Source organism: Megalodesulfovibrio gigas DSM 1382 = ATCC 19364 (assembly GCF_000468495.1).
Taxonomy (GTDB): Bacteria; Desulfobacterota; Desulfovibrionia; order Desulfovibrionales; family Desulfovibrionaceae; genus Megalodesulfovibrio; species Megalodesulfovibrio gigas.
On the sequence record NC_022444.1, the window covers coordinates 66,689 to 89,664 of the forward strand.

The 22,976-nt window shown below is 63.4% G+C and carries 17 protein-coding genes and 1 pseudogene; 5 read left to right on the forward strand and 13 right to left on the reverse strand.

The window, feature by feature from the left end; genetic code table 11:
• Positions 1-26: 26 nt before the first annotated feature.
• The 11 genes from DGI_RS00320 to DGI_RS00370 all read right to left on the reverse strand — a co-directional run bounded on the left by DGI_RS00320 (position 27) and on the right by DGI_RS00370 (position 15,054).
• The gene (locus DGI_RS00320) at positions 27-1,247 is read right to left on the reverse strand and encodes a type II secretion system F family protein (protein ID WP_021758567.1); all 1,221 of its coding nucleotides are present in this window, start codon (positions 1,245-1,247) and stop codon (positions 27-29) included.
• Positions 1,248-1,668: 421 nt separating this feature from the next.
• Complete coding sequence (locus tag DGI_RS16700) at positions 1,669-3,501, reverse strand: ExeA family protein (protein ID WP_158407265.1); 1,833 nt, start codon at positions 3,499-3,501, stop codon at positions 1,669-1,671.
• A 10-nt stretch (positions 3,502-3,511) separates the two neighbouring features.
• Positions 3,512-5,227: a secretin N-terminal domain-containing protein gene (locus DGI_RS00330; RefSeq protein WP_027193277.1), complete on the reverse strand. Its 1,716-nt coding sequence runs from the start codon at positions 5,225-5,227 to the stop codon at positions 3,512-3,514.
• A gap of 18 nt (positions 5,228-5,245) precedes the next feature.
• A complete protein-coding gene (locus tag DGI_RS00335) occupies positions 5,246-5,773 on the reverse strand; it encodes a hypothetical protein (RefSeq protein WP_021758573.1) in 528 nt (175 codons plus the stop codon).
• A 51-nt stretch (positions 5,774-5,824) separates the two neighbouring features.
• Positions 5,825-6,418 carry a type 4a pilus biogenesis protein PilO gene (gene pilO / locus DGI_RS00340; protein WP_144284068.1) on the reverse strand — a complete coding sequence of 198 codons (594 nt, stop codon included), beginning with the start codon at positions 6,416-6,418 and terminating at the stop codon, positions 5,825-5,827.
• A gap of 11 nt (positions 6,419-6,429) precedes the next feature.
• Entirely contained in the window at positions 6,430-8,487 is a 2,058-nt protein-coding gene (locus DGI_RS00345; RefSeq protein WP_021758577.1) for a type IV pilus biogenesis protein PilM, read from the reverse strand.
• Positions 8,488-9,270: 783 nt separating this feature from the next.
• Positions 9,271-10,158, reverse strand: coding sequence for a carbon-nitrogen hydrolase (locus DGI_RS00350; protein WP_021758581.1), 888 nt, complete (start codon positions 10,156-10,158; stop codon positions 9,271-9,273).
• 4 nt (positions 10,159-10,162) lie between these two features.
• Positions 10,163-11,770 carry a sigma-54-dependent Fis family transcriptional regulator gene (locus tag DGI_RS00355; protein ID WP_169726895.1) on the reverse strand — a complete coding sequence of 536 codons (1,608 nt, stop codon included), beginning with the start codon at positions 11,768-11,770 and terminating at the stop codon, positions 10,163-10,165.
• 11 nt (positions 11,771-11,781) lie between these two features.
• Positions 11,782-12,396: an indolepyruvate oxidoreductase subunit beta gene (locus tag DGI_RS00360; RefSeq protein WP_027193275.1), complete on the reverse strand. Its 615-nt coding sequence runs from the start codon at positions 12,394-12,396 to the stop codon at positions 11,782-11,784.
• A 13-nt stretch (positions 12,397-12,409) separates the two neighbouring features.
• Positions 12,410-14,308, reverse strand: coding sequence for an indolepyruvate ferredoxin oxidoreductase subunit alpha (gene iorA / locus DGI_RS00365; RefSeq protein ID WP_021758587.1), 1,899 nt, complete (start codon positions 14,306-14,308; stop codon positions 12,410-12,412).
• Between the two features lie 26 nt (positions 14,309-14,334).
• Positions 14,335-15,054: a YfgM family protein gene (locus DGI_RS00370; RefSeq protein WP_144284069.1), complete on the reverse strand. Its 720-nt coding sequence runs from the start codon at positions 15,052-15,054 to the stop codon at positions 14,335-14,337.
• A 278-nt stretch (positions 15,055-15,332) separates the two neighbouring features.
• Between DGI_RS00370 and DGI_RS00375 the strand changes: the two genes are divergently transcribed.
• Positions 15,333-16,604: a glutamate-5-semialdehyde dehydrogenase gene (locus tag DGI_RS00375; RefSeq protein ID WP_021758591.1), complete on the forward strand. Its 1,272-nt coding sequence runs from the start codon at positions 15,333-15,335 to the stop codon at positions 16,602-16,604.
• A gap of 88 nt (positions 16,605-16,692) precedes the next feature.
• Entirely contained in the window at positions 16,693-17,505 is an 813-nt protein-coding gene (locus DGI_RS00380; protein ID WP_021758593.1) for a nicotinate-nicotinamide nucleotide adenylyltransferase, read from the forward strand.
• On the opposite strand, the gene DGI_RS00385 is transcribed toward DGI_RS00380, so the two are convergent.
• Both DGI_RS00385 and DGI_RS00390 read right to left on the reverse strand, forming a co-directional pair.
• The gene (locus DGI_RS00385) at positions 17,456-17,758 is read right to left on the reverse strand and encodes a hypothetical protein (protein ID WP_021758595.1); all 303 of its coding nucleotides are present in this window, start codon (positions 17,756-17,758) and stop codon (positions 17,456-17,458) included. The genes DGI_RS00380 and DGI_RS00385 overlap by 50 nt on opposite strands.
• A gap of 1 nt (position 17,759) precedes the next feature.
• A complete protein-coding gene (locus DGI_RS00390; RefSeq protein ID WP_021758597.1) occupies positions 17,760-18,437 on the reverse strand; it encodes a hypothetical protein in 678 nt (225 codons plus the stop codon).
• A gap of 240 nt (positions 18,438-18,677) precedes the next feature.
• Here DGI_RS00390 and DGI_RS00395 point away from each other — a divergent pair.
• The 3 genes and pseudogenes from DGI_RS00395 to DGI_RS00405 all read left to right on the forward strand — a co-directional run bounded on the left by DGI_RS00395 (position 18,678) and on the right by DGI_RS00405 (position 22,911).
• A pseudogene (locus tag DGI_RS00395) lies at positions 18,678-19,632 on the forward strand (flagellin N-terminal helical domain-containing protein).
• Positions 19,633-19,817: 185 nt separating this feature from the next.
• The gene (locus DGI_RS00400; RefSeq protein WP_021758599.1) at positions 19,818-21,311 is read left to right on the forward strand and encodes a flippase; all 1,494 of its coding nucleotides are present in this window, start codon (positions 19,818-19,820) and stop codon (positions 21,309-21,311) included.
• The gene (locus DGI_RS00405) at positions 21,304-22,911 is read left to right on the forward strand and encodes an alkaline phosphatase family protein (protein ID WP_021758600.1); all 1,608 of its coding nucleotides are present in this window, start codon (positions 21,304-21,306) and stop codon (positions 22,909-22,911) included. The genes DGI_RS00400 and DGI_RS00405 overlap by 8 nt, the downstream gene beginning before the upstream one ends.
• Positions 22,912-22,976 lie beyond the last annotated feature (65 nt).

Below are 22,976 nucleotides of genomic sequence, written 5' to 3' on the forward strand. Positions count from 1 at the left end.
CGTGTTCCAGCCGTGGCCACCATGCGCTACTTGATCGTTTTCGTCAGGTCGAAGATGGGGAAGAGGACGGCGGCAGCGAAAAAGCCCACCACGCCAGCCAGGCACACGATGAGAATGGGCCCGATGAGCTCGCTCATGCGCTGCACCTGGTACTCCACTTCATAGTCGTAATGCTTGGCCATTTCCCGCATCATGGAGTCGAGCTCCCCTGTCTCCTCACCGATGGCGATCATGTTGATGATCATGGGCGTGAAGTTGCGGGACTGGCGCAGCGGGCCGGAAATGCCCCGGCCTTCCTGCAGCTTTTCCCTGAGGTTGTCGAACTCCAGGGAGATGGCCGCATTGCCGATGGTATCGGAAATGATGCCCACGGATTCCAGCACCGAGACGCCGCTGGACTGCAGCAGGGAGAAGATGGAGGCAAAGCGGGCCATGGCGCCTTTCTTGAATACCGGCCCCACCACGGGCAGCCTGAGCAGCATTCTGTCGCGCACCAGCTTGCCGCTTTCCGTGCGCAGGTACAGAATAATAGCAACAATGCTTGCAATGATCACCAGCACCATGATCAGCCAATACTGGTCCAGCAATTTGTACAAGACGATACAGATCTTCGTCGGCAGCGGCAGTTCGATCTTGGCCTTTTCGAACGTGGAGACAAAGGCCGGGATAACGAAAGTCAGCAGGAACACAAACGCACCCACCAGCATGACAATGACGATGATGGGATACGTGAGTGCGGACTTGATCTGCTTGGTGACCTTGTGCTCATGCTCGATGAGGTAGATGAGGCGATCCAGCACCTCGGGCAATGTCCCGGCAATTTCCCCGGCTCGCAGCATGCTGCAGTACAGGTGATTGAAGATGCTGGGGTGCTTGGCAAAGGCGTTATACAGGGAGGAGCCCTGTTTGATGTCCTGCCCGATTTCCACCACGGCATTCTTGAGTTTGGAATTGGATGTCTGCTGTTCCAGCACGTCCAGCAAGGCGATGATGGACAGGCCTGCATTGAACATGGTGCGGAACTGCTTGGTGAACAGAATCAACTCCGGCACGGAGACGGAGGACAGGCGGTTGTTGAGCTTCGCCATGAAGTTGCCCGAAGCGCCATCGTCGCCCTTGACGACTTTCGAGGGCAGCAGACCCCGCTGGGCGAGAAGCAGCCGGACCTCGTCTGCGGATTCCGCTTCCAGTGTCCCGGAAACTGTGCTGCCGGCATCCGTGACTGCCTGATAGGTGAAGGTGGCCATAGTCGTTGTATCCTCACGGAGGGCGTCGCCCGCCATCTTGCCCTTTGCTGCCGGAGCCGCGCATGCGATCTCCGCAAGGGTCGTGATGCCAAGGGCCGCCAGCAGCGGCACGGTATCGTCTCACGTGTTGCCCGGCGTGCAGCCTGCGTTGCGCTGACCGTCTGGCCGCATTCGCCGGGTTGGTGTGTGCATCGGCCCTGCCCGCACGGCAGAAGCCTCCATCCCTGCCCCACTACCCCAGTCCCCATGGCGAGGCAAGCGCCCCCGCGCACACTCGGCGCACCCTTTGCTCGGGCAAGTTCTCGTTGAAAGGAGTTCTCGGGGGAAAACCTTTCTGAAGAAAGGNGGAGAGCGCGAGAGGGGAGAAGCTTTTGCAAAAGGTTTCCCCTCACGCAGTGTCCTTTTTCAATATTACAATGCTCTACTGCGCCGGCGCAATCCCCTCGACAGCGTTGCGCGGCGTGGCGGCCACATCCATGGCTGCTGTTTCCTTGCGGAAGCTGGCCAGGGTGATCTCGCCCTTGCGGTGCATGTCCCGCACCACTTTGGCGCCGTTCTGAAAGAGAGACGGCAAGGTGCGCAGGGCATGGGCGGCGGCCTGTTCGGTCTGGAAGGAGTGCCCCTCCAGGATGGCGAACAGCTTTCTGGAATCGTCCAGGCGCTGCGCGGCAAGGGCCACGTCCAGTCCCTGGTCTTTGAGACCCTGCAGTACATCCACCATCATCTGAAAGGATTCATCCTGGGTGATCTGGACCACAAACGCCGCATTCGGCCCCACGGCATCGCCGCGGGAGAATTCGGGCAGCTGCACCGCCGCGCCGGCCGGCAGCATCGCGTCCTGCGCCAGGTCGGGATTAAGCGCCTGCACGCGCTGGCGCAACTCGTCGCCGGTTTCGCCGTACACCAGCTGCAACAGGGCCTCCAGGGAGACGGGCTTGGCCAGGGTGTAGGTGCCCAGGGCCGGCGGAGGCGGAGGCGTTGCGGCGTCCAACTCGGCCAGCACCGGCGGGGCAGTCTCCTCCGGCTGGGGGGCAGGCTGGATCGGCTCGATGAATTCGGCGGCAGCGAGGGACTTGACTGGCGGGACCGCGGATGGAACGGCGGACGGCACGGCAGGCGGAAATTCCGCGTCCTCGTCGGGCCGGGCAGCAAAATCTACGGGCATGCGGATTGCGTCGCCATGGCCGGCCAGGCTGTCATACGCAGCCGGTGGCAGCAGATCCCGAGGTTCCTCCTGCTGCGTCGGTGTGGTGTGCGGCGTGGAACGGTTTTCACCGGCCTCGCCGGCGGCGCCGGCGTTGAGGGGTGCCTTGTCGCTGATGAGCATGACGCCGGCAACCAGGGCCACCGTCAGCATCAGACTGGCCGCGACCAGACCGCCGACCAGCCCCAGGCGCGACCGCCGGGCCAGGCGTGTCACATCCGTATTGCTGGCATGCACCAGGGCCCAGCCGGCCTTCTTTTTGTTGCGCAGGATGCAGCCCAGCATGGCCTTGTGGCACAAGCGGACAATGCGCCGCGGGTGCCCGCCGGAGAGGCGATGCACCGCCAGGTACCCCAGCATGGTGAAGCGCTCCGGCTGGTGTTTGGTGACGCAGGCCTTGGCCATGCGATGACGGATCATGGCCCGGGTCTGCCAGAAGGACAACGGCCCAAGCACGGTGTATTCGTTGATGCGATCCGCCACGTTGGGATGTCTGCGGATCATCTCCGCAAATTCCGTCTGTGCGAAGATGACGATCTGCAGCAGTTTGGTGTTGTTGGTTTCGTAATTGAGCAGTTCGCGCAGCACTTCCAGGCTGGAATGCGAGATCTTCTGGCCCTCGTCGATGACGAGCACCACCAGCTTGCCGTCGTCCACGGCGGTCTTGAACAGCTGGGTCTTCACCGCCTCTTTGAGCTGCCATTCCGAGAGCCCGGCCGGGGGATCCTCGCGCAGGAACATGGTGTACAGCACTTCCAGCATGGCCCTGGCCGAGGCGAACTGCGGGTCCAGCAGCAGATGGGAACAGACGTTCGCATCGCGGTTCAGGTTTCGGAGCAGCAGGCGACACAGGGTGCTCTTGCCGGCCCCCACCTCACCCAGCACCACATTGAGGCCGCGCATGAGCCGCACGGAAATCTCCAGCCGGTGCAGACAGTCCAGATGCTGGGGAGATTCGTAAAAGAACTCCGGATCCGGCGAATTGGAGAAGGGTTCTTCCTTCAGCTCCAGCAGATTCAGATAGCTCATGGCGCGGCCTCGCTCGTGCATCGGGTGGACGCTATTCCTTGGATTCCTGGCTTTGCTGCACCTTGCGGTCAATCTCGTTGATGGTGTTCTGAATCTCACCCGGAGCCCATTCCGCAAGGATGGTGGGCGTGAGGAAGACCAGGATTTCCGCAGCATCGTCGCTCTTGCTTTCGCCCTTGAACAGCCAACCCAGGACAGGCACGTCCTTTACCCCGGGCAGGCCGTAGTCGTTGTTGATCTCCCGCTTGAGCTGCAGGCCGGAGATGACCACCGTCTCCTTGTTCTGCACCACCAGCGAAGTCGCGGACTTGCGCTTGTCGATGCTGGGGTAGCCGAAGACGGTATCGCTGAAGTTCACGGAGTCCTGCGTCACCAGAATATCCATGCGCATGTAGCGATCGTCGATGATGTGCGGCCGGATGGCCAGCTGCAGCAGGGCATCCTTGAATTCCACATTCACCTGATCCCCGGTGGACACGGGGTACGGCACCTGCTGGCCGTTTTCAAGCACTCCCAGCTCGTTATCCATGGTCACAATGGAGGGGCTGGAGAGAATCTTGACCAGATTGTTCTCCGCCAGGGCATTGAGCTGCACTTCCAGGAAGTTTTCGCCCAGCACCCCGAAAATCATGCCCATGGAGGCGCCACTCGTCAGGGTTTTTTCCATGAAGTTCATGCCGTAGCCGGTGGGGGCCACGCCAATACCCATGGGGTTGGTGAACGTGTACGTGCCGTCGTCCTCCAGCTCGCCATTCTGCACGCCGGGCACGACGTAGAGATCCTGGTAGCCGTCCACCCGGTTGTTGCGCATCCAGAAGCCGTACCGCATGCCAAGATCCCGGGCCACGGTGGTGGAGGTTTCGACGATGTTGGCGCGGATCCTGATCTGCTTCTGGGGCCGGTCCAGCTTGTCGATGAGGGCGAAGGCCCGCTCCATCTTTTCCGGCGTGGTAGTGATGATGATGGCGTTGGTGGAGGAATCCACGCCCACGTCGCCGTCGAAGCAACCTTCGAGGTCCGAGCTTTGCTCTTGGCTGCTGGATTTGCCCTCGGCGTCGGTCGCGCCGCGCTTGGCCTCGTACGAATACAGCTCGATTTTGACTTCATCCTCGTCCTTGGCGCATTCGCGCTTGAGCACGAGACGGGCGATGGTGCCACCCAACATGGTGATTTTGTTGTTGTACCGGATGGGAATCACTTCCGTCTGCATATCGCTGCGGATCTGGTGCAGCAATTTCTTTTCCTTTTCCGCCGTGGAAATGGCCTGCAGAATTTCCGCATCATTTTTCACATCGTCCAGGGTCATCACGCGGATGATCTCGCCTTCCCAGCGGTAGGTGAGGCCATTGGTGGTGACGATGCCCCTGAACACCTGGTCCCAGGGCTTCTTGTCGATGTTCACGGTCACCTTGCCGGCGATGTTCGGGGAGAGCATCACGCTCTGGTTGCCGGCGCGGGAAAGGGCCTTGAGCACGGCGGCCAGGTCTGCCTCGTGCATGCGCAAGGACACGAGCCGGGAGGGCAGTGGCCGTTCTTCCCTGTTCACCACGGGCTGTGGGCGCCGCCGTTCCGTGGGCTTGGGCGCCTTGTATGTGGGGGAATGCCCCTGTGCTTGTTCGGCAGCGGCCTTCCACTTTTCCAGGAAGGCATCCTTTTGCGGCTCCTGCGTTTTGCAGCCTGCCGCAGCAGCAATGACGAGCAGCATCGCCGCAGCCAGGACCATGCGTGGAATAAGGCGCGTGTTCATAAGGCGTTCCTGTCCCGTTTAGTAAAGGGTGAGGGGGTCTTCGGCCAGGGGCAGCAGATACTGGTCCACAATGTCACCTGTGGAATTGCGCTGGCCGAGGATCACCTCGTTCTCTTTGATGTTTGTCAAAAACACACCCGGGGCGTCCGCAACTTCTTCGCCGGTCTCGTATTCGAGCCCGTTGATGATGGCGTACAGATTTTCGTCGATTGCCACGAAGCCGGTGTAGTGCAGTTTCAAGGACTCTGCCGAGACAAGCTGCGCCCCCTTGACCTGTTCCTGGCGCTCCACGGCGTCCCGGACGCGATCATAATAGGGGCTGTTCGTCCAGGGGCTTTCCGCCTGCTCCAGCTTGTACAGTTCGATGTCGCTGAACTTTTCCTGCTGGGCTTCGGCCATCACCTTGGTCTTGATGGCGTCCAACTGCTCATTGGTCATCGCCACCTCTGCCGGACCGGGCTTGTCTTCTCCCAGCAGGGAATAGACCAGGAAGCCGACCAGGAGAATCCCGACCGCAATCAGCATCATTTGTTCACGTTTGGCCATGGCGTGCACCTTTCCTTGCGTGGCTCTGAACCGGTGAGCTCTGCGCCGTCATTATTGCTTCTTCGCCGGCTGGGCTGCGGCCGGTGCCGGTGCCGCCGTGGCGTTGCTGGAAAGCACGGCCAGACGGACCTTCATGGTGTAGAGCAAGCCTCGCGCTGCTTCCTGCGTCACAATCTGCTGAATGTGCTTGACGTAGGGCACCGCCCCGAGCCGTTTCAGGAATTCGCGAAAGTTGAAATAATCCCCGGAAAATTCGCAGTTCACCAGCAGCTGGTTGGGATCTTCGGCCAGGGAGCCTGGATCGGGCTGGATGCTGGTGGTTTCAATGCCGGACAAGGTGGCCATACGGTTGATCATGTCCGTGGCCTTGTCCACTTCGTCCTGCTTCATGGGCACGGTCTGCACCAGTTCCAGCTCATTGAGCACCTTGCGGTCGAACTCGGCCTTGAGCCTGGTGTATACGGGGTACAGGGCTTCCTGCTTCCTGATTTCATTCTTCACGCGGGAGATTTCCGTATCCAGCCGGGCCACCTTGTTCCTGGACTCCATGTTGCCGAAAAAGGCCACCAACAGGAGGATTGCCAGGTAAATGCCGATCTTCACCAAGCTTTGCTGAGGAATGCCGAGAGATTTCAAATCAGCCATGGCGATTCACCTCACACCATGTTGATATGCACCGTGAAGCGAAGCACCGGACCGGAGGTGCTGAACTCTTCCACGGAACGCTTGTGGATGATGGGCAACCCGAACAGCTTGGAATTCTCCAGCCGGATCAGGAAGCTGGTGAGCACCAGATCGTAGTTCTCCGGATTGCCGAGCACCACCCCATCGAGGATCAACAGCCTGGACACGCGACTGGTGGGGGCCTTTGCGCTCGCTGGCCTCTTGCCGCTGGTCTGGGGCACGGCGGTCTGGATATCGGCGCCGTATTCCATGTCCATGGAGACAATGCGCACTTCCGACGGTGTCAGCTCGGAAAGCTCCTTGAAGACGGACAGGCTTTCAAAAATTTTCGCGGCCCGCTTGAGCTGCTTGTTCTTTTCGTTCACCTTGCGGGCCCAGTTGAGCAGCTCGCCTTCCGTGGCCTGGGGCACGTAGTTGGCCAGACGCGCCTGCTGCACCTGCAACTCGGCCTGACGGCTGCTGATGACCGTCTGCTGCCAGAAGAAGATGCCCCCAAGCAGGGCCACAGCCGCAAGGAACCCAATAAAGACCACCAGATCCACCCGTTGGAGCTGGCGTTGCTTTTCCTTGTCCTTGTAGGTGAAGAGCAGGTTCGGCGTAATGGCGTTGCTGGAAAGGCCCAGCGCCACCACCAGGTTGTAATCCAGGCGCTCGCTTGCCGGCAGCCCTCCCGCGGCATCAATGCCGGCCTGCCCGCCGGGAGCCAGGGGGTCCAGCAATGCATTGGCAATGCCCAACTGCGACTGGATGAAGTCAATGAGCAGCTGGTTGGTGCAGATTTCGCCCGAGAAGAAAATCTTCTCCACCCGCTCCTTGCCCATGGTGGTGGTGTGGTACTCGAAAGTCCGCTCCACCTGCCGCACCAGCCGTTCCACTGCCGGGCGGATCATGCGCAGCACATCCTGCTCGGAAATCTCGGCCCCGGCCTCGTGGGGCGGCATGGCCTGCCCCAGGAGCTTGGCGCGCAACACGCCCTTGGCCTGCTCCACTGTCAGGGCCCTGGGCGGCGCTGACGGCGCCAGCATCATATCGTCATCCAACTGCAGATTGATGACGGAATCGCCCGGCATGGAAATGTCGGACCCGCCGCGGCCCATCATGTTGTAGTTCTCCATCAAGGCTTCCACCATGGAATTGGTGCCGGCCTTGATGCCGCGGGAGAGCACGATGTTGTCGTCGATGAGAATGTCGATGCGCGACCAGTTCCGCCCCACATACAGGTGGGCATAGGTCTTGACGCCAGGGGAGATCCAGCGGCTGCGGAAGAGTGTCTGGATGCCAATGGGGGAGATGGTGGCCCCGGCAAGCTTGACCCCCGCCCTGGCGAACAGGGCCTTGAGGTCCTCCACCTGCTTGCGCGGCGCAAGGTAGACCATGATGGAGAGCTTGGGTTGCCCCTTGTCCATCACCTCGCCCTGCACCTCAAAATCAAGCAGGAACTCGCGCTCGTCGAACTGCTTTTCGCGCTTTACGGTCCAGTAGACCGCTTCCTGAATCTGACCGCGGGAAACCTTGGGGATGAGCACATGCCACAACTCGGCCTTGGCGGACGAAATGAGGGACCAGCAGTCCGCCCCCTTGGTGTTGCCTGCGAACTTGCGCAGCTCCGCAGCCAGAAATCCGGCGAACTCCGGGGACTCAGGATGCTCGTTGGCCGTGTACGGCACACGCGAAACACCCAGCAGCCGCGACCGGCCACCAGACTGACTGACCTTGGCCAGACGCAGACAGTCCGGGCCAATATCCACGCCCAGCACCAGACCAGCCCCGCCACCCTTGACCGCCCCGCCACCCTTGCCCTTGCCCTTGCCAACGGGCGCAGAGGCCCTGGACGCCAGGGAGGCAAACCGGCCGCCGGGGGCCTTGGCCTTCGCCGCCGGGGGACCCGCCTGGGAGTCGGCCGGCGAACCAGCCGCCTGGGCCGCACGCGATGGCGGCGCAGCAGGACGCGCTTCCGCCTCGCCCTTGCCCTTGCCGCGGATGATGTCCAGCAGCCGCTCCGTCGATGTCGTCTTGCCACCAGCCGCCATAGTCGCTCTCCGGTTGCTGCCTTGCAGCCCCAGACCCGGGACCGCCACACAATCTCAACACCCGCCCATTCCGCCCGCGCCTTCTGCAACCACCTCGCATCATACTGCAAGGCATCATAGACACGCTGCGTCTCGGGCCACCCCTTCCGCATCTCGTCAGTTGTCAGAATCCACATCCGCACATACAGCGCTTCTTTCGATTCAGCTTATACCGCGACCTGAATACAATGGCAAGCACAAATCTGATGTTCTGCTCTAGTTCGCACTCTAACTGTTCTCTATAACCGTATTCTGCTCATGCGACTTTTGTTTCTACAGTAAATCTAGACTTTGTATAACATTAATCACGATTGTTACTACATTTAACGTCTTGAAATAAAAAGATTTTATGACACCATCCGAGACGCAAGCGGACCGCAGTCCACACACAAGAAATCAACTTTTATCATGTAATAGTCGGTGGATAGCATAATATGCCCAGCCCGAAAACCCTTGCGTCGTTGCATCTGCATCACTCTGCAACATCACAGAGGAGCAACAGATTGCATGCAAAAGTCACATTCCAGACACTCTTGTTGCACTCGGTGTTGCAGTGTCAGAAATCTGAATGCACGGCGCACCAGCCCTGGCGTCCGGCGAGCCCATGATTCCCAGGGGCGCGGCCTGCGTTGCACGTGCACAGCCTGGCTGCAGCCGTGTCTGGTTTCGCAGTCCATGCAAAAAACGCCCCTGCCGCGACATGCAGCAAGGGCGTCAAGCAACTTTCGGTCAAACGCTGTGGAATCAGGGCAGAACAGGCGGTGTGTGCGTCAGCGCGCCGTAGAACTCGGGCCGCCGGTCGCGGAAAAAGCCCCAGATGCGTTTCTGGGCCCGCAGGGCGTCCAGGTCGAAGCGGACCGTGCGCACCGTCTCTTCCAGACGGTCAGCCTGGGCGGCGATGGCGCCGGTATAGTCCGTGATGAAGGAAGTGCCGTAGAATGTGGTACTGCAGCAGACGCCGTGTTCCGTGCCCACGCGATTGGCGGCCACCACAGGGGTGAGGTTGGCGCCGGCGTGGCCTTGCATCACGCGTTGCCAATGGGGTTGGGTGTCCACGCCGGGTTCTTCGGGCTCGGAGCCGATGGCCGTGGGGTACAGAAGCACGTCCGCGCCCAGCAGGGTCATGGCCCGGGCGGCCTCGGGGAACCATTGATCCCAGCAGATGCCCACCCCCACCCTGCCGTAGCGGGTGTTGTGCACCAGGAATCCCGTGTCTCCCGGGGCAAAGTAGAACTTTTCCTCGTATCCCGGGCCATCGGGGATGTGGGACTTGCGATAGACCGGTTTGGCCGCGCCGTCGGCATCCAGGAGCACGCAGCTATTGTAATAGCGTGGGCCGTCGGGGGTGTCCTCGCGCTCAAAGAAGCTCACGGGGAGCACCACGGCCAGCTCCCCGGCCAGGGCCGAGAGGCGGGCAATGTCCGGATGGCCGGCCAGGGGCCGGGCGAGGGCAAAGAAGGCGGGGTCCTTGTCCTTGCAGAAGTAGGGCGTGGTGAGCAGTTCCTGGAGGCAGATCACCTGCGCGCCCATGGAGGCGGCCTGGCGCACGAGTTCGCAGGCCTTGTCCAGGGTGCGGGCGTCGCTCTCCTCCCAGGCCAGCTGCACCACGCCGAGAGTCAGCGGGAGGGCCATGTGGTTATGTCCTGTAGGTGGGCTTGGTGCGTTGCGGGGTGGAGAACTTCTTGGCGTCCAGCCCGTACTTTTTCACCTTGTAATTGACGATGCGGTAGCTCACGCGCAAGTCCCGTGCGGCCTGCAGCATGTTGCCACGGGCCTTTTTGAGGGCGTCCACCAGGATTTCCTGCTCGAACTTGGCCACGGCCTCGCAGAAGGAGAGGTTGTTTTCCGTGGAGGAGCTTTCCGCCGTCTGCAGCGAGGGCGGCATATGATACGTGCGGATGACTTCCTCATCGCAGATGAGCACGGCGCGTTCGATGCAGTTTTTCAGTTCGCGGACGTTGCCGGGCCAGTGGTACTGCGTGAGCAGGTCGATGGCCGGGGTGGAGATGCGTTTGATCTCCTTGGCGTACTCGCCGGCATATTGCCTGAGGAAATGCTCGGCCAGGGGCAGCACGTCTTCCCGGCGCTCCCTGAGGGGGGGGATGAAGATGGGAAACACGTTGATGCGATAATACAAGTCCTCGCGGAACTTGCTTTTTTCCACCAGCTCTTCCAGGGGCTGATGCGTGGCGCACACCAGCCGCACATCCACGCTCACGCTGTGCTCGCTGCCCAGGCGCTGGATTTCCTGCTCCTGGATGGCCCGCAGCACCTTGGCCTGGGCGCCGGTGGAAAGCTCCCCGATTTCATCCAGAAACAGCGTGCCCTGGTGCGCCAGCTCGAACAGGCCCTTTTTGGTCTGCACCGCGCCGGTGAAGGCGCCTTTCTGGTAGCCGAAGAGTTCGCTTTCCACCAGTTCCGAAGGCAGGGCCGCGCAGTTGAGCTTGATGAACGCCCTGTCCCGCCGCGGGCTGGCCATGTGGATGGCCTCGGCCAGCAGTTCCTTGCCCGTGCCGGATTCTCCGCGCAAGAGTACCGTGGCCCGGCTGGGACCCACCTGGGCCGTCTGGCTGAGCACCAGACGCATGGCTTTGGAGGCGGCGACGATGTTGGCGGCGATCTGGCCGTGCTCCAGCTGGGAATTGGAGTACAGGCCCTGGGCCATCAGATGACGCTGCCGGGCCATCTCCTCCTGCAGATAGGCGGCCAGGGTGGCAATCATCCCTGCCACCACCTCCAGGAACCGGCACTGCGCTTCCAGGATCTCCAGGTCGTCGCAGGGGGTGTCCACGGAGAGGGTGCCGATGATTTCCGGCCCGTGTTCCTGATCCCGATTGGGCGCCAGCACCGGCACGCACAGGAAGGCCAGGGAGGCAAGCTCCGTCTCGCTGCGGCCGAAGGCCTTGTTCAGAAAGGCCGGATGCTCCTTCATGCGTGCCACCACCAGGGGCTGGCCCGTGGTGAAGACCTGCCCGGTGATGCCTTGCCCCGGCTCGTAGGTGGTCTGGGCATTCTTGACCTGACCGTGCGTCAGGGAGAGCTTCAGGTGCTGGGTTTCGGGGTCGAAGATCATCAGATGCGGCCGCTGAAAGCCGTGGTTTTCCGCCAGGGCTTTCAGGATGTTCTTCAGGCTGATCTGAAACGGCGCCTGCGGCCCCATGCCGGCAAGAATCTGCCGCAAGGTGCCCAGATACGGCGCGAGGTCGCGCGTCATGTCCCTGCCGAGGGTGGCGTGTGCGATCATGCTGTCCTCCGTCAGAATGCCGGGGATGCGCTCGTTTGGCTGGCGGCGGCCTCCACACCCAGGGCGATGGCGTTGAGGTTCAGGGAGGCGATGGCCGGCTTGAGGGTGGCGCGCACCGCATCTTCCAGCGCATCGGGGCCAAAGGGGAAAAACTGCATGGCCAGCGCTGCGCCCAGCAAGGCCAGGTTGCCGCTTTGCACGGCTCCGGCCTGCTCGCCCAACGTCCGGCAGGAAAGGAACAGGCAGCCGCCGGCGCATGCCCGGGCTGCCGCCTGGATGGTCGCCAGATCCGGCCGCGCTTCCTTGCCCAGGCAGACGCCCATGGGGTCGATGAAATCCGTGGACGAGACCACCATCCCGCCCGGCCGCAGCATGGGCAGGGCGCGATAGGTTTCCAGGGGTTCAAAGCCAAGGAGCACGTCGGCCTCACCCGGCCCCACGCGGGGGCTTTTGAGGCCGCCCAGCAGGATGGTGGATTCCACCACCCCGCCGCGCTGGGCCATGCCGTGTACCTCGCCGGAGGTCACATCCAGCCCGCGCAACAGCGCCGCCTTGGCCAGCAGCGTGGTGGCCGTCAGGGTGCCCTGGCCGCCAACACCGGTCAACAGAATACGCATGGTGTGCATCCCCTTCCCTCCTCTACTTTTTCTTCGCCTTGATGGAAGGGGCGATCTGCGCGCAGAACATGCAGCCGCTGCACGCTTCCGAGTCCACGGCCACGTCGCCATCCGTCCGCACAAAGGCCGGGCAGGCCAGGGTTTCCAGGCAGCGATCCACGGCCTCGCCCTGTTCCTTGACCTCCGCCGCCACCGTCACCTTCTGCTTGAGCACCCGCCGGGCAAAGAGCGCGCACGGCTCCTTGGCGATGAGCACCTTCACGCCGGGCATTTCCCGCAGCTCGCGCAACGCCTTGAGGGTGGTGTTGAGCCGGGCCGGGTTCACGGTGAGCACCTGTTCCACCCCCAGACTCCTGACGATGGGCTCAATGGCCACCTGCGCCTGTCCCATGGCCAGGGCCTTGGCGTCTGCGCCGGGATGTGGCTGGTGCCCGGTCATGGCCGTGGTCTGGTTGTCCAGAATAATCAACAGCAGGTTGTGCCGGTTGTGCACGGCATTGAGCAGGCCGGTGATGCCGGAATGGAAAAAGGTGGAATCGCCGATGAAGGCGAGCACGGGCTTGTCCGAAAACTTGGCAAAGCCCGAGCCGGCCGAGACGGACGAGCCCATGCACACCAGGAAGTCCGCCGCCTTGAGGGGCGGCAGGAGGCCCAGGGTGTAACAGCCGATGTCCGAGGAATAGATGGCGTCGTCCCCGAATTCCTGGCGCACGGCATAATACAGGGACCGGTGCGAGCAGCCGGCGCAGAGGTTCGGTGGCCGCATGGGCAGGCCCTGGGCCGGGGCACAGGCCTGCACCGCAGGCAGGGGCAGATCCAGGAGCTTGCACAACGCCGTCTTGACCAGATGCGTATCGTACTCGCCGAAGCGCGGCAGGCCCGTGGCGGCAGAGATGCGGGCAAAAGCCTGTCCGCCGGTCTGCTCATCCAGCTTGCCGAACACATGAATGTCCACCCCCAGGCGCTGGGCCATGGCGCGGATTTCCAGCTCCACCATGGGTTCCAGCTCTTCCAGCACCAGGAGCTGCCGGCAGCCCTGCAGCATGGCGGTGATGGCAGCCTCGGGCAGGGGATAACTCATGCCCAGATCCAGAATGCGCAGCCGGGAGGCCGCCGCCTCGCCCAGCTCCAGCACGGCATCGTGCAGATAGGCCCGGGCGATGCTGGAGGCAACCACTGCCGTCTCTCCCTGACCGTGCACGGGGTTCCAGGTGGATGCATCGGCCTCGGTCACCATGGCCTGCATGTGGTCCAGCAGGGCCAGACGCATGGGCCGGGCAAAGGCCGGCACCGGCACAAAGCGGCGGGGATCCTTCTGGAATGGCACGATCTCCGTGCGCTCCGGCAACGGGCCGAAGGTGCAGGGGCCGCGCATGTGGGAAACGCGGGTGGTGGTGCGCAGGATCACCGGCCGGCCCGTGCGCCGGGCCAGCAACAGGGCGTCGCGGGTCATGTCCTTGCATTCCTGCACGGTGGCCGGCTCGAACACGGGAAAGAATCCCAGGCGGGCATAGGTGCGGGAATCCTGCTCGTTCTGCGAGGAATGGCAGCCCGGATCATCCGCAGCCAGCAGCACCAGCCCGCCGGGCGCGCCGGTGTAGGCCAGGGTCATGAGCGGATCGGCCGCCACGTTCACGCCCACGTGCTTCATGGTCACCAGGGTCATGGCGCCGGCCAGGGCCGCGCCGGCGCCCACCTCCATGGCCACCTTCTCGTTGGTGGAGTACTCGAAAAAGTACGGGGCAGCCTCACCGCTGGCAAGGGAGATGCGGTGGAAGGTGTCCGGCACTTCGGAAGACGGCGTGCCCGGATAACACGCGACACACTGGATGCCAGCCTCCAGCGCACCGCGAACAATGGCTTCGTTGCCCAGCAGCAATTCCACGGCACCAGCCGTTGCGCTCAACAAGGGATGACTCATGCTCCGCGACGCTCCCTGCTCTCGGGTTATGAGGATTTCTTCTCAGCCTTCAACAGCTCAAGCCGGGCCATGACCTGGCGATAAAACGCCGTCTGCTGGCTGGATTCCTTCTCCATCATGGTCGCCCAGGCCGCAATGGCGTCCTGGTATTCGCCTGCCGCCTCGGCCGCCTGGGCCTTCAGCCGCAACAGAGACTTCTCGAAACTGGCCGGCGCGCCCTGCTCCAGGGTGCGCACCAGGGCCAGGGCCTCCTGGGCCTTGCCAGCCAGCACCAGGGCCTGCGCCTGGCCAATGCCGGCGGTGGTCTTCATGGGCTGGGACGCCTTGAGGGCAATGCCCGCCCAGACATCCGCCGCCTTGGCGTATTCTTCGCTGGCCATGAGCAGCTCGGCCAGGGAGAGCATCGCCCCGGTGCGCACCGGCTCCGGCGCAGCCTGGGCAAAGGCCTCCAGCTCCGCGGCCGCCGTCTCGCCCTTGGCGTTCACCAGCAGCGAGCCAAGGACCTCCGCCGCCTGCTTGCGGGCGGTCTCCTTGTTCCATTTGGCCAGGGACATGGCCGCCGCCGCCAGGATGATCACCGCGATCACCACGCCCAGCATCTTGAGATTGTTCTGTATCCAGACAAGGGCCGGATGCTCGCGAGGGATGCCCGCCTCTTCGAAAGAAATGAGAGTGGACCCGGGACGCTGGGACGTCTCAGGAGTGGAAGCAGCAGCGGACGAAGGAGTGCGCGACGACTCTGCCATGGGAAAAATCGCTCCTTGGAGGAATGACCGGGATGTGCTACACACACGCTCACCGCGCAGCAGCGCGGCAGGGCCTTGCCACCGCGTTCGGCAGCCAGGACTGACCCGTTCTTCTAGTCATGGTGTACAGAAATGTCAAAAGAGTTTTGGTTTTCTGCCCAGTCTTACACGCATCCATCTTGACTTGCTCGCTTTGTACAAAATTGTCACCTTTCTGCCGCCGACCGACAGCCCACCAATCAACCCACTGAAAATACAACTTTTCTTACGGAGGACCCATGGACGCCGCCCACGACATCGCCGCCCAGATGGAGGCCATCGGCCGCAGGGCCACTGCCGCCGCCCGTGTGCTGGCCGCCGCTTCCCCGGCCCTCAAGAACAGGGCCCTCCTGCAGCTGGCCCAGCTGCTGCGCACCCGCGGCGATGTCATCGCCCAGGCCAACCGCAAGGACCTCGTTGCCGCCGACGCCGCCGGCATGGACGCCCCGCGCATGGACCGTCTGCGCCTCACCGACGGCGTGGTGGAAGCCATGGCCAAGGCCTGCGAGGACGTGGCTGCCCAGTCCGATCCCGTGGGGGCCATCGAGACCATGTGGAAGCGGCCCAATGGCATCATGGTGGGCAAGATGCGCATCCCCCTGGGCGTGGTGGCCATGATTTTCGAGTCCCGCCCCAATGTCACCGTGGATTCCGCCGTGCTCTGCCTGAAGGCCGGCAATGCGGTGATTTTGCGCGGCGGCTCCGAGGCCATTCATTCCAATCTGGCCCTGGCCGCCCTGCTGCATGAGGCCCTGGACACCGTGGGCCTGCCCGCGGACTGCGCCCAGGTGGTGGCCACCACGGACCGCGCCGCCGTGACCGCGTTGTGCAAGATGGATCAATACATTGATGTGATGATCCCCCGCGGCGGTGAGGGGCTGGTGCGCGCCGTCACCCAGGCGGCCACCATGCCCGTGCTCAAGCATTACCAGGGCGTCTGCCATTGCTATGTGGACAAGGCAGCGGATCTGGAGCAGGCCCTGGCCATCGTCTACAACGGCAAGTGCCAGCGCCCCGGCGTGTGCAACGCCCTGGAGGCGACCCTGGTGCATGCCGACGTAGCCGAGGCCTTCCTGCCCATGCTGGCCAAGAAGCTGGGCGGCATGGGCGTGGAGTTCCGCGCCTGCCCCAGGGCCCTGCCCCTGCTGGGCGCCACGGCCGTGCCGGCCCAGCCCGCGGACTGGGGCCAGGAGTTCCATGCCCTCATCATGGCCGTGAAGGTGGTGGATTCCATGGATGCCGCCCTGGACCACATCGCCGCGTACGGTTCCAACCACACGGAAGTGATCTGCTCGCGGGATCATGACACCGTCATGCGCTTTCTGCGCGAGGCGGACGCCTCCATGGTGGCGGCCAACGCCTCCTCGCGTTTCAACGATGGCGGCGAGCTGGGCCTGGGCGCGGAGATCGGCATCTCCACCTCCAAACTGCACGCCTACGGCCCCATGGGCGCGACCGAGCTGACCAGCACCAAATTCGTGGTCCTGGGCCAGGGCCAGACCCGCGGCTAGAGCACGTTGTTTTTGAAAAGCACTCTCGGGGGAAAACCTTTCTGCAGAAAGGCTTTCCCCCGAACCCCCTTTCCAAAGACTTTTTATTGTGATTCCAAAGTACTCCCAACTTATTGGCACGAAAGATCCGGCCGGCCTGTCGCCGCTGTCCCCTGCCCTGCCCTTTTCCGACGAGGCGCCGCGGCTGGGCATCCTGGGCGGTTCCTTCAACCCGCCCCACGTGGGCCATGTGCTGCAGGCCCGCCACGCCTGGGAACTGCTGGGGTTGACCCGCCTGGACGTGCTCCCGGCCGCTGCGCCGCCGCACAAGCCCCGCCGCGGCCTGCTGCCCTTCGACCTGCGCGTAACCCTGACCCGACTGGCCATGCAGGACGCCGGGCTTTCCGGCCTGCGCATCGAGGATCGCGAAGGCCGCCGCGCCGGCCCGTCCTACACCATCGACACCCTGCGGGAATACGCCGCCGAGCTGCCGGGCTGGGAGATCATCTTTCTGATGGGCTCCATCGACCTGCCCACCCTGCCCACCTGGAAGGACGGCCTGCGCATCAATTCGCTGGCCCACCTGGCCGTGCATCCCCGCGAGGAGGACGAGGCCGATCAGGTGGCCCAGGTGTTGGAATCCGGCGCGCTGGGGCGCTATGCCCGCGTAAAATCGCCCCTGCCGGACACGCCATGGTGCTGGCGCAAGGCCGAGCCGCCGGGGAAGCTGCTGTGGTATCTGGAGTGCGGCCGCCTGCCCGTGTGCGCCACGGACATCCGCACGCGATGGCGCACCGGCGAGCCACTGGACACGGTGCNCCTTTCTTCAGAAAGGTTTTCCCCCGAGAACTCCTCTCAAAAAGGACGTTGCCTTAATCTTCGATGGGATGCGTCGGACTGCGCAGGATGGCCCCCTGAATAAGGATGGCCTCGTCGTAGCGCATGTAAATGGAGTCGCGCTTGTTCACCAGCTCAATGTAGCCCGTGGCATTACGCAGCACCACGGTTTCGTTGGGCTTTATCTCGCCGCGTGCGGCAGGCTCCAGATCGTCCCAGTGCACCGCGTAGGTGTACACCTGTCGATCCATATTCTTCAGGGTGCCGGCGAAGCTCGAAAGCGGCAGCGCCAGGGTCAGGATCAGCCCCAGCGCCGCCGCAAGAATGAACGCCTGCATGCTACTGCCCGGGCTTGACCTTTTCGTACAGGTCAAACCGCAAGGACGGTTCCAGGGTGTGGGCGTCGAATATGCCGTCGGCGTCGGTATCGAAATGGCCGAACACGCGGCCGTTGCCGGCGTCCACCAGATAGCCGTAGACCCTGCGGTCGAAGCTCTTGCCCGGCACATGGAAGGCGAAATACTTGACCATCAGCTCGCCCTTGGGTCCGGCCTTGAAGGCGCGGCCCACGGTGTCTGCGCCGTCCAGGAAGGGGAAGGCATCGAACGGTTCGATGTCGCCCAGGAACTTGCCGGCCTTTTCCGCCTGCGCCGAGGCGGCGAGCAACTCGTTGACATTGAGGAACACCAGATCGCCCGCGGCGGTGGGCACGGCTGCAACAGGTGCCGGGGGGGCCGGGAGTGTCGGGGGCGGCGTTTCCTGCGGGGGAGTCTTGGGAGTCTCCTGCACCACCGGCTGCTTGACCGCCTGAGGCATGGCCGCTTCCGTCTGCGGGGCGGCGGCTTCGGCCGTGCGGTTCTGCTCGTCCTCAGTCGCCTGCTGCGAGGCCGGATCAGGGGATTCGCCGAACGGCCAGGCACACCCGGAGAGGGAAAGCGTGCTTCCCACAAGACACATCAGAACACCCGCCGGGAGAAGCACCTGGCGCAGACGCATCACGCATGCTGTCTTCATCATGAAAAAATCCTCCACAACTGCCTGTCTGCCACACGGGCATCTGCATGTTCCCGTGCTGAAGTATACGTCATCCCCTAAAGAAGCAAGCCTCATCCGGCCGATAAGAGCAGCGAGTGGGGAGGGGAGACTCTGAAAACGGCCGGGAATCGCGCCCCGCCCGCAGGCCCTCGCCGCGCACCACCGCGGCGCAGGCCAAGTTCCCCTCGGCAAGGATGCCATGCAATTCAAGGAGGAATGACTATGTCTCTGACCATTAACAACAACATGATGGCGGCAAAGGCTTCGCTGAACCTCAGCAAGGCGTACAGTGCTCTTGGAACCTCGGTGGAGCGTCTCTCTTCCGGCCTTCGGGTGAACTCTGCCGCCGACGACGCAGCCGGTCTGGCCATTCGCGAACTCATGCGCGGTGATATCGCCTCCCTGAACCAGGGGGTGCGCAACGCCAACGACGCCATTTCTCTGATCCAGACTGCGGACGGAGCCCTGGGCGTCATCGATGAAAAGCTCATCCGCATGAAGGAGCTCGCCGAACAGGCCGCCACCGGCACGTACACGTCCGACCAGCGGCTGATCATCGATTCCGAATACCAGGCCATGGCTTCGGAAATCACGCGAATCGCCAACGCCACGGATTACAACGGCCTGTACCTGCTTAACGGCAATCTTTCCAGCGACACGCATGTGGGCACCAGCATGGTTTCCACTGGTCGGCTCAAGGTCCACTTTGGTTCGGACAACGACTCTGCGGAAGACTACTACTACATCAAGATCGAATCCGCCACTGCTTCTTCCCTGGGCGTGGGCAACCAGTCCGTCGCCGGCGACGGCTTCTCCATCTCCACCCAGGACTCTGCCCAGAAGGCGTTGGAGGCGTTGAAGACAGCCATCACATCCAAGGACAAGATCCGCGCCAACCTGGGCGCGCTGCAGAACCGCCTGCAGAACACCATCACCAACCTGGAAATCCAGNATCCGCGCCAACCTGGGCGCGCTGCAGAACCGCCTGCAGAACACCATCACCAACCTGCAGGTGCAGGTTGAAAATCTGCAGTCCGCAGAGTCCCGCATCAGCGATGTGGACGTCTCCCTGGAAATGACGGAGTTTGTGCGCCAGCAGATCCTGACGCAGTCCGCAGTGGCCATGTTGTCTCAGGCCAACTCGCTGCCACGGCTTGCTCTGCAGCTTATCGGCTAGTTTCATCGGGAACCGCGGGAATAACTTTAGGGGCCGGTCCAGAAATAATCCGCCCTGCCCATTCCTCCTCACTCACGCGCCAGCCCCCCGGCCGCTTCGGCAGCCGGGGGGTTTTTCGTACCGGCAGCCCTGGACGAAGACGGGATTCTGCCGTAAGATGAGACATCATGCGAGGTTCCGCCCAAATGCCACCCCATCCGCCACTGCCTGCCCCGCCCGTTGCTGGCGAGCACGGCCGATCCATTCTTTCCAACTCCCTGTTCGTCATGCTTGCCAGGGTGATGCAACTGGCCGTGGGGTTTCTGCTGCTGGCCGGTGTGGCGCGCTATCTGCCCGTGGCCCGGTACGGCGAGTTCGGCTACATCACGACCCTGGCCGCCTCCACCATGGCCATGACCTATTTCGGCCTGCAGCAGACCATCATCAAGGAGATGGCCCGGGACCGCACCCACGCCGCCCGGCATCTGGGGGCCGGGCTGGTGCTGCGGTCCATTCTGTGTCTGGTGGCCATCCTGGGGCTTGTGCTGGCGGATGTGCTGACGGATGCGCCACGGGAAATCATGCTGGCCACCCTGCTCTGCGCCACGGGGGAGGCCTGCCGCTCCCTGGCCATGCTGTCCGGCGCGGCCTTTCAGGCCTATGAACGGATGATCTGGGAGCCCGTGCTCACCCTGGCGCAGAGTCTGACCGCCCTGGTGCTGGTGGGGCTGGCCATCTGGCTGGACTGGGGATTCCTGGCCCTGTTCGGCGGGGTCACCGCCTCCCTGATGCTGCAGGTGGTGCTTTCCTGGGCAGTGTGCGCCCGACGCTTCATCGCCCCGGCCATGCCCTCGGCGGCGCTGGTCAAGTCCATGCTGTCCGTGGCGGTGGTGGTGGGGCTGGGTGTGTTTTTCAACCGCAACCTGGTGCGCGTGTCCACCCTCATCGTCAAATGGATGGAAGGGCCGGAGGCCGTGGCCTGGTTCCAGCTGCCGCACGATTTCATCCTGCGTTTCGGGCTGGTGCCCCAGGCAATCATGCTGGCGAGCTTTCCGGTGTTTGCCCGGCTCATGCTGCACGACCGTGCCGGGGCCGAGCGGCTGTATCAACTGTTCTTCCGCTACACGCTGGCCTGGGGGCCTGGGGTGTCCCTGGCGCTGGCCTTTTTTGCCGAGGATCTGATCCTGCTGTGCTTCGGCGCCCGCTATGTGCCCGGCGTGCCCGTGTTCCAGTGGATGGCCTGGGCCATCACGCCCCTGGCCCTGGATCTGCTGCACATGAACATTCTGGTGGCCATGGACAAGCAGAAGACCGCCACCCTGTACACCGGCGTCACCCTGGTGCTGTGCGCCGGCGGGGCCTGGCTGGCGGTGGCCACCCTGGGTTGGGAATCCGCCGCCTGGGTGGCCCTGGCCAGCTATGTGCTGCTGGCCGGTCTTTCCACTTGGTGCACGGCCCGGGCCCTGGTTGCGCCGCGGCCCGGCCGGCTGGCGCTGCTGCTGCCGCTGGCCCTGGCCTGCGCCTGGGGCGTGCTGCATGTGGTGGCGCCTGTTTCCAAGGTCCTGGCCTTCCTGGCCGGCGCGGCCACGTACTGCGGGCTGCTGGTGGGATCCGGGGCGCTGCCCTGGCAGGAAATCAAACAACTGCGGACGCTGCGACGCGCACGGCCGCCGATTCGTGGAGCTGCATCCAATGACTGATTCAAAAATCCTGGTCATCGGCTGGGACGGTGCCACCTTCGACATCATCAAACCCCTGGTGGACGCCGGCCGCATGCCCACCATGGCCCGGCTGCTGGCCGAGGGCATGCATGCGCCGTTGAACTCCACCACCCCGGCGGTGACGCCGGTGGCCTGGTCCTCCTTCATGACCGGCGTGCACCCCGGCAGCCATGGCATTTTCGACGCCTTCCGCTACGACGCCACGCACAGGACGCTGCGCATGGTCCATGCCGGCATGCGCACCGCGCCCACCATCTTCAAAATCCTGGACGATCGCGGCCGCCCCTCCGGCGCCCTGAACATCCCCATGACCTGGCCGCCGGACAAGCTGACGCACGGCTTTGTGTACACCGGCATGTTCACCGCCGGCGAGGCGCAGGACAGGGTCCACCCCCCGGAGCTGGCTGCAGAGGTGCTGCGCCTGACCGGAACGCCGGCCCTGGAGCCGACCTCGCATGCAGACCCGTCCACGTATCTGCAGCACATTCTCCAGAACATCCACAATCAGGAGACCCTCACCCGACACATGATGCAGTCGCGGCCGTGGGATCTGCTGACCAGCGTGTTCATCGATTCGGACCGGGTGCAGCATTACTATTGGAAATATCTCGACCCCAGCCACCCCGAGCATGCCACCCTGGGCGATGCCATCGGCCAGGTCTATGTCGCCCTGGATGCCGCCCTGGGCCGCCTGCTGGCCGCCGCGCCGGAGGGCACGCGGCTGTGCATGGTCTCGGACCATGGCGCAGGCCCCCTGCACACCACCATTTTCCTGAACAAATGGTTGATGGACCAGGGATTCCTGGTCCTCAAGCAGGATCTCCACGCCGTGCTGGCCGCCGGGAAGCACCACCAGGATCCGTCCCCTCTCAAGCTGCTGGCCAAGCGACTGCTGCCCGAACGGCTGGCTGGACACATCCGCAGGTTCATCGCCCGGGGGCAGCAGGTCATGCGCGACCGCTTCCTGGAACTGGTGGACTGGGAACGGACCACGGCCATTTCCGAAGGCGTAAGCGGCGGCATCTACCTGAACACTGCCATCATGGATCAGGCCCGACGGGACGAGGTGGAACGCGCCCTCATCGCCGAACTGCCCAGGCTCGTGGATCCCAGAACCGGCGAACGGGTCATCACCGCGGTGCGGCGGCGGGCGGAGCTGTTCACCGGCGTGGCGGCCGAGCATGCCCCGGATCTGCTGGTGGCATGCGCCCGCGGCTATCAGATCATCGTCCCCAACGAGTTGCTGCGCTTTAACGAGCGCTTTGACGGCGGCCTGTTCCTGGCCCACAAATGGAGCGGCCGGCACGAGCAGTTCGGCATCCTGGTGCTGCACGGCCCCGGCGTGCGCCACGCCAGCCTGCCCCAGGCCAACATCCCCGACGTGGCCCCCACCCTGCTGCACCTGCTGGGCGAGGCCGTGCCGGCACACATGGAAGGCCGCGTGCTCCTGGAGGCCCTGGAAGACGGGCAGGCCGCAACCATCGACACCGCCTCGGCCCAGGCGACGGAAGGCCGGCAGCTTTCCGCCGAAGAGGAAGCCGCCATTGCCAGGCAGTTGCAGGACCTGGGCTATCTGTAGGGCAACGTGTTTTTGAAAAGAACTCCCGGGGGAAAACCTTTCTGAAGAAAGGTTCTTCCCCCGAA

What these genes read in the sequence shown, in the direction of transcription:
- DGI_RS00320 (WP_021758567.1), bottom strand. Translation starts at nt 1,247, where the DNA reads ATGGCCACCTTCACCTATCAGGCAGTCACGGATGCCGGCAGCACAGTT.
- DGI_RS16700 (WP_158407265.1), bottom strand. Translation starts at nt 3,501, where the DNA reads ATGCACGAGCGAGGCCGCGCCATGAGCTATCTGAATCTGCTGGAGCTG.
- DGI_RS00330 (WP_027193277.1), bottom strand. Translation starts at nt 5,227, where the DNA reads ATGAACACGCGCCTTATTCCACGCATGGTCCTGGCTGCGGCGATGCTG.
- DGI_RS00335 (WP_021758573.1), bottom strand. Translation starts at nt 5,773, where the DNA reads ATGGCCAAACGTGAACAAATGATGCTGATTGCGGTCGGGATTCTCCTG.
- pilO (WP_144284068.1), bottom strand. Translation starts at nt 6,418, where the DNA reads ATGGCTGATTTGAAATCTCTCGGCATTCCTCAGCAAAGCTTGGTGAAG.
- DGI_RS00345 (WP_021758577.1), bottom strand. Translation starts at nt 8,487, where the DNA reads ATGGCGGCTGGTGGCAAGACGACATCGACGGAGCGGCTGCTGGACATC.
- DGI_RS00350 (WP_021758581.1), bottom strand. Translation starts at nt 10,158, where the DNA reads ATGGCCCTCCCGCTGACTCTCGGCGTGGTGCAGCTGGCCTGGGAGGAG.
- DGI_RS00355 (WP_169726895.1), bottom strand. Translation starts at nt 11,770, where the DNA reads ATGATCGCACACGCCACCCTCGGCAGGGACATGACGCGCGACCTCGCG.
- DGI_RS00360 (WP_027193275.1), bottom strand. Translation starts at nt 12,396, where the DNA reads ATGCACACCATGCGTATTCTGTTGACCGGTGTTGGCGGCCAGGGCACC.
- iorA (WP_021758587.1), bottom strand. Translation starts at nt 14,308, where the DNA reads ATGAGTCATCCCTTGTTGAGCGCAACGGCTGGTGCCGTGGAATTGCTG.
- DGI_RS00370 (WP_144284069.1), bottom strand. Translation starts at nt 15,054, where the DNA reads ATGGCAGAGTCGTCGCGCACTCCTTCGTCCGCTGCTGCTTCCACTCCT.
- DGI_RS00375 (WP_021758591.1), top strand. Translation starts at nt 15,333, where the DNA reads ATGGACGCCGCCCACGACATCGCCGCCCAGATGGAGGCCATCGGCCGC.
- DGI_RS00385 (WP_021758595.1), bottom strand. Translation starts at nt 17,758, where the DNA reads ATGCAGGCGTTCATTCTTGCGGCGGCGCTGGGGCTGATCCTGACCCTG.
- DGI_RS00390 (WP_021758597.1), bottom strand. Translation starts at nt 18,437, where the DNA reads ATGATGAAGACAGCATGCGTGATGCGTCTGCGCCAGGTGCTTCTCCCG.
- DGI_RS00400 (WP_021758599.1), top strand. Translation starts at nt 19,818, where the DNA reads ATGCCACCCCATCCGCCACTGCCTGCCCCGCCCGTTGCTGGCGAGCAC.
- DGI_RS00405 (WP_021758600.1), top strand. Translation starts at nt 21,304, where the DNA reads ATGACTGATTCAAAAATCCTGGTCATCGGCTGGGACGGTGCCACCTTC.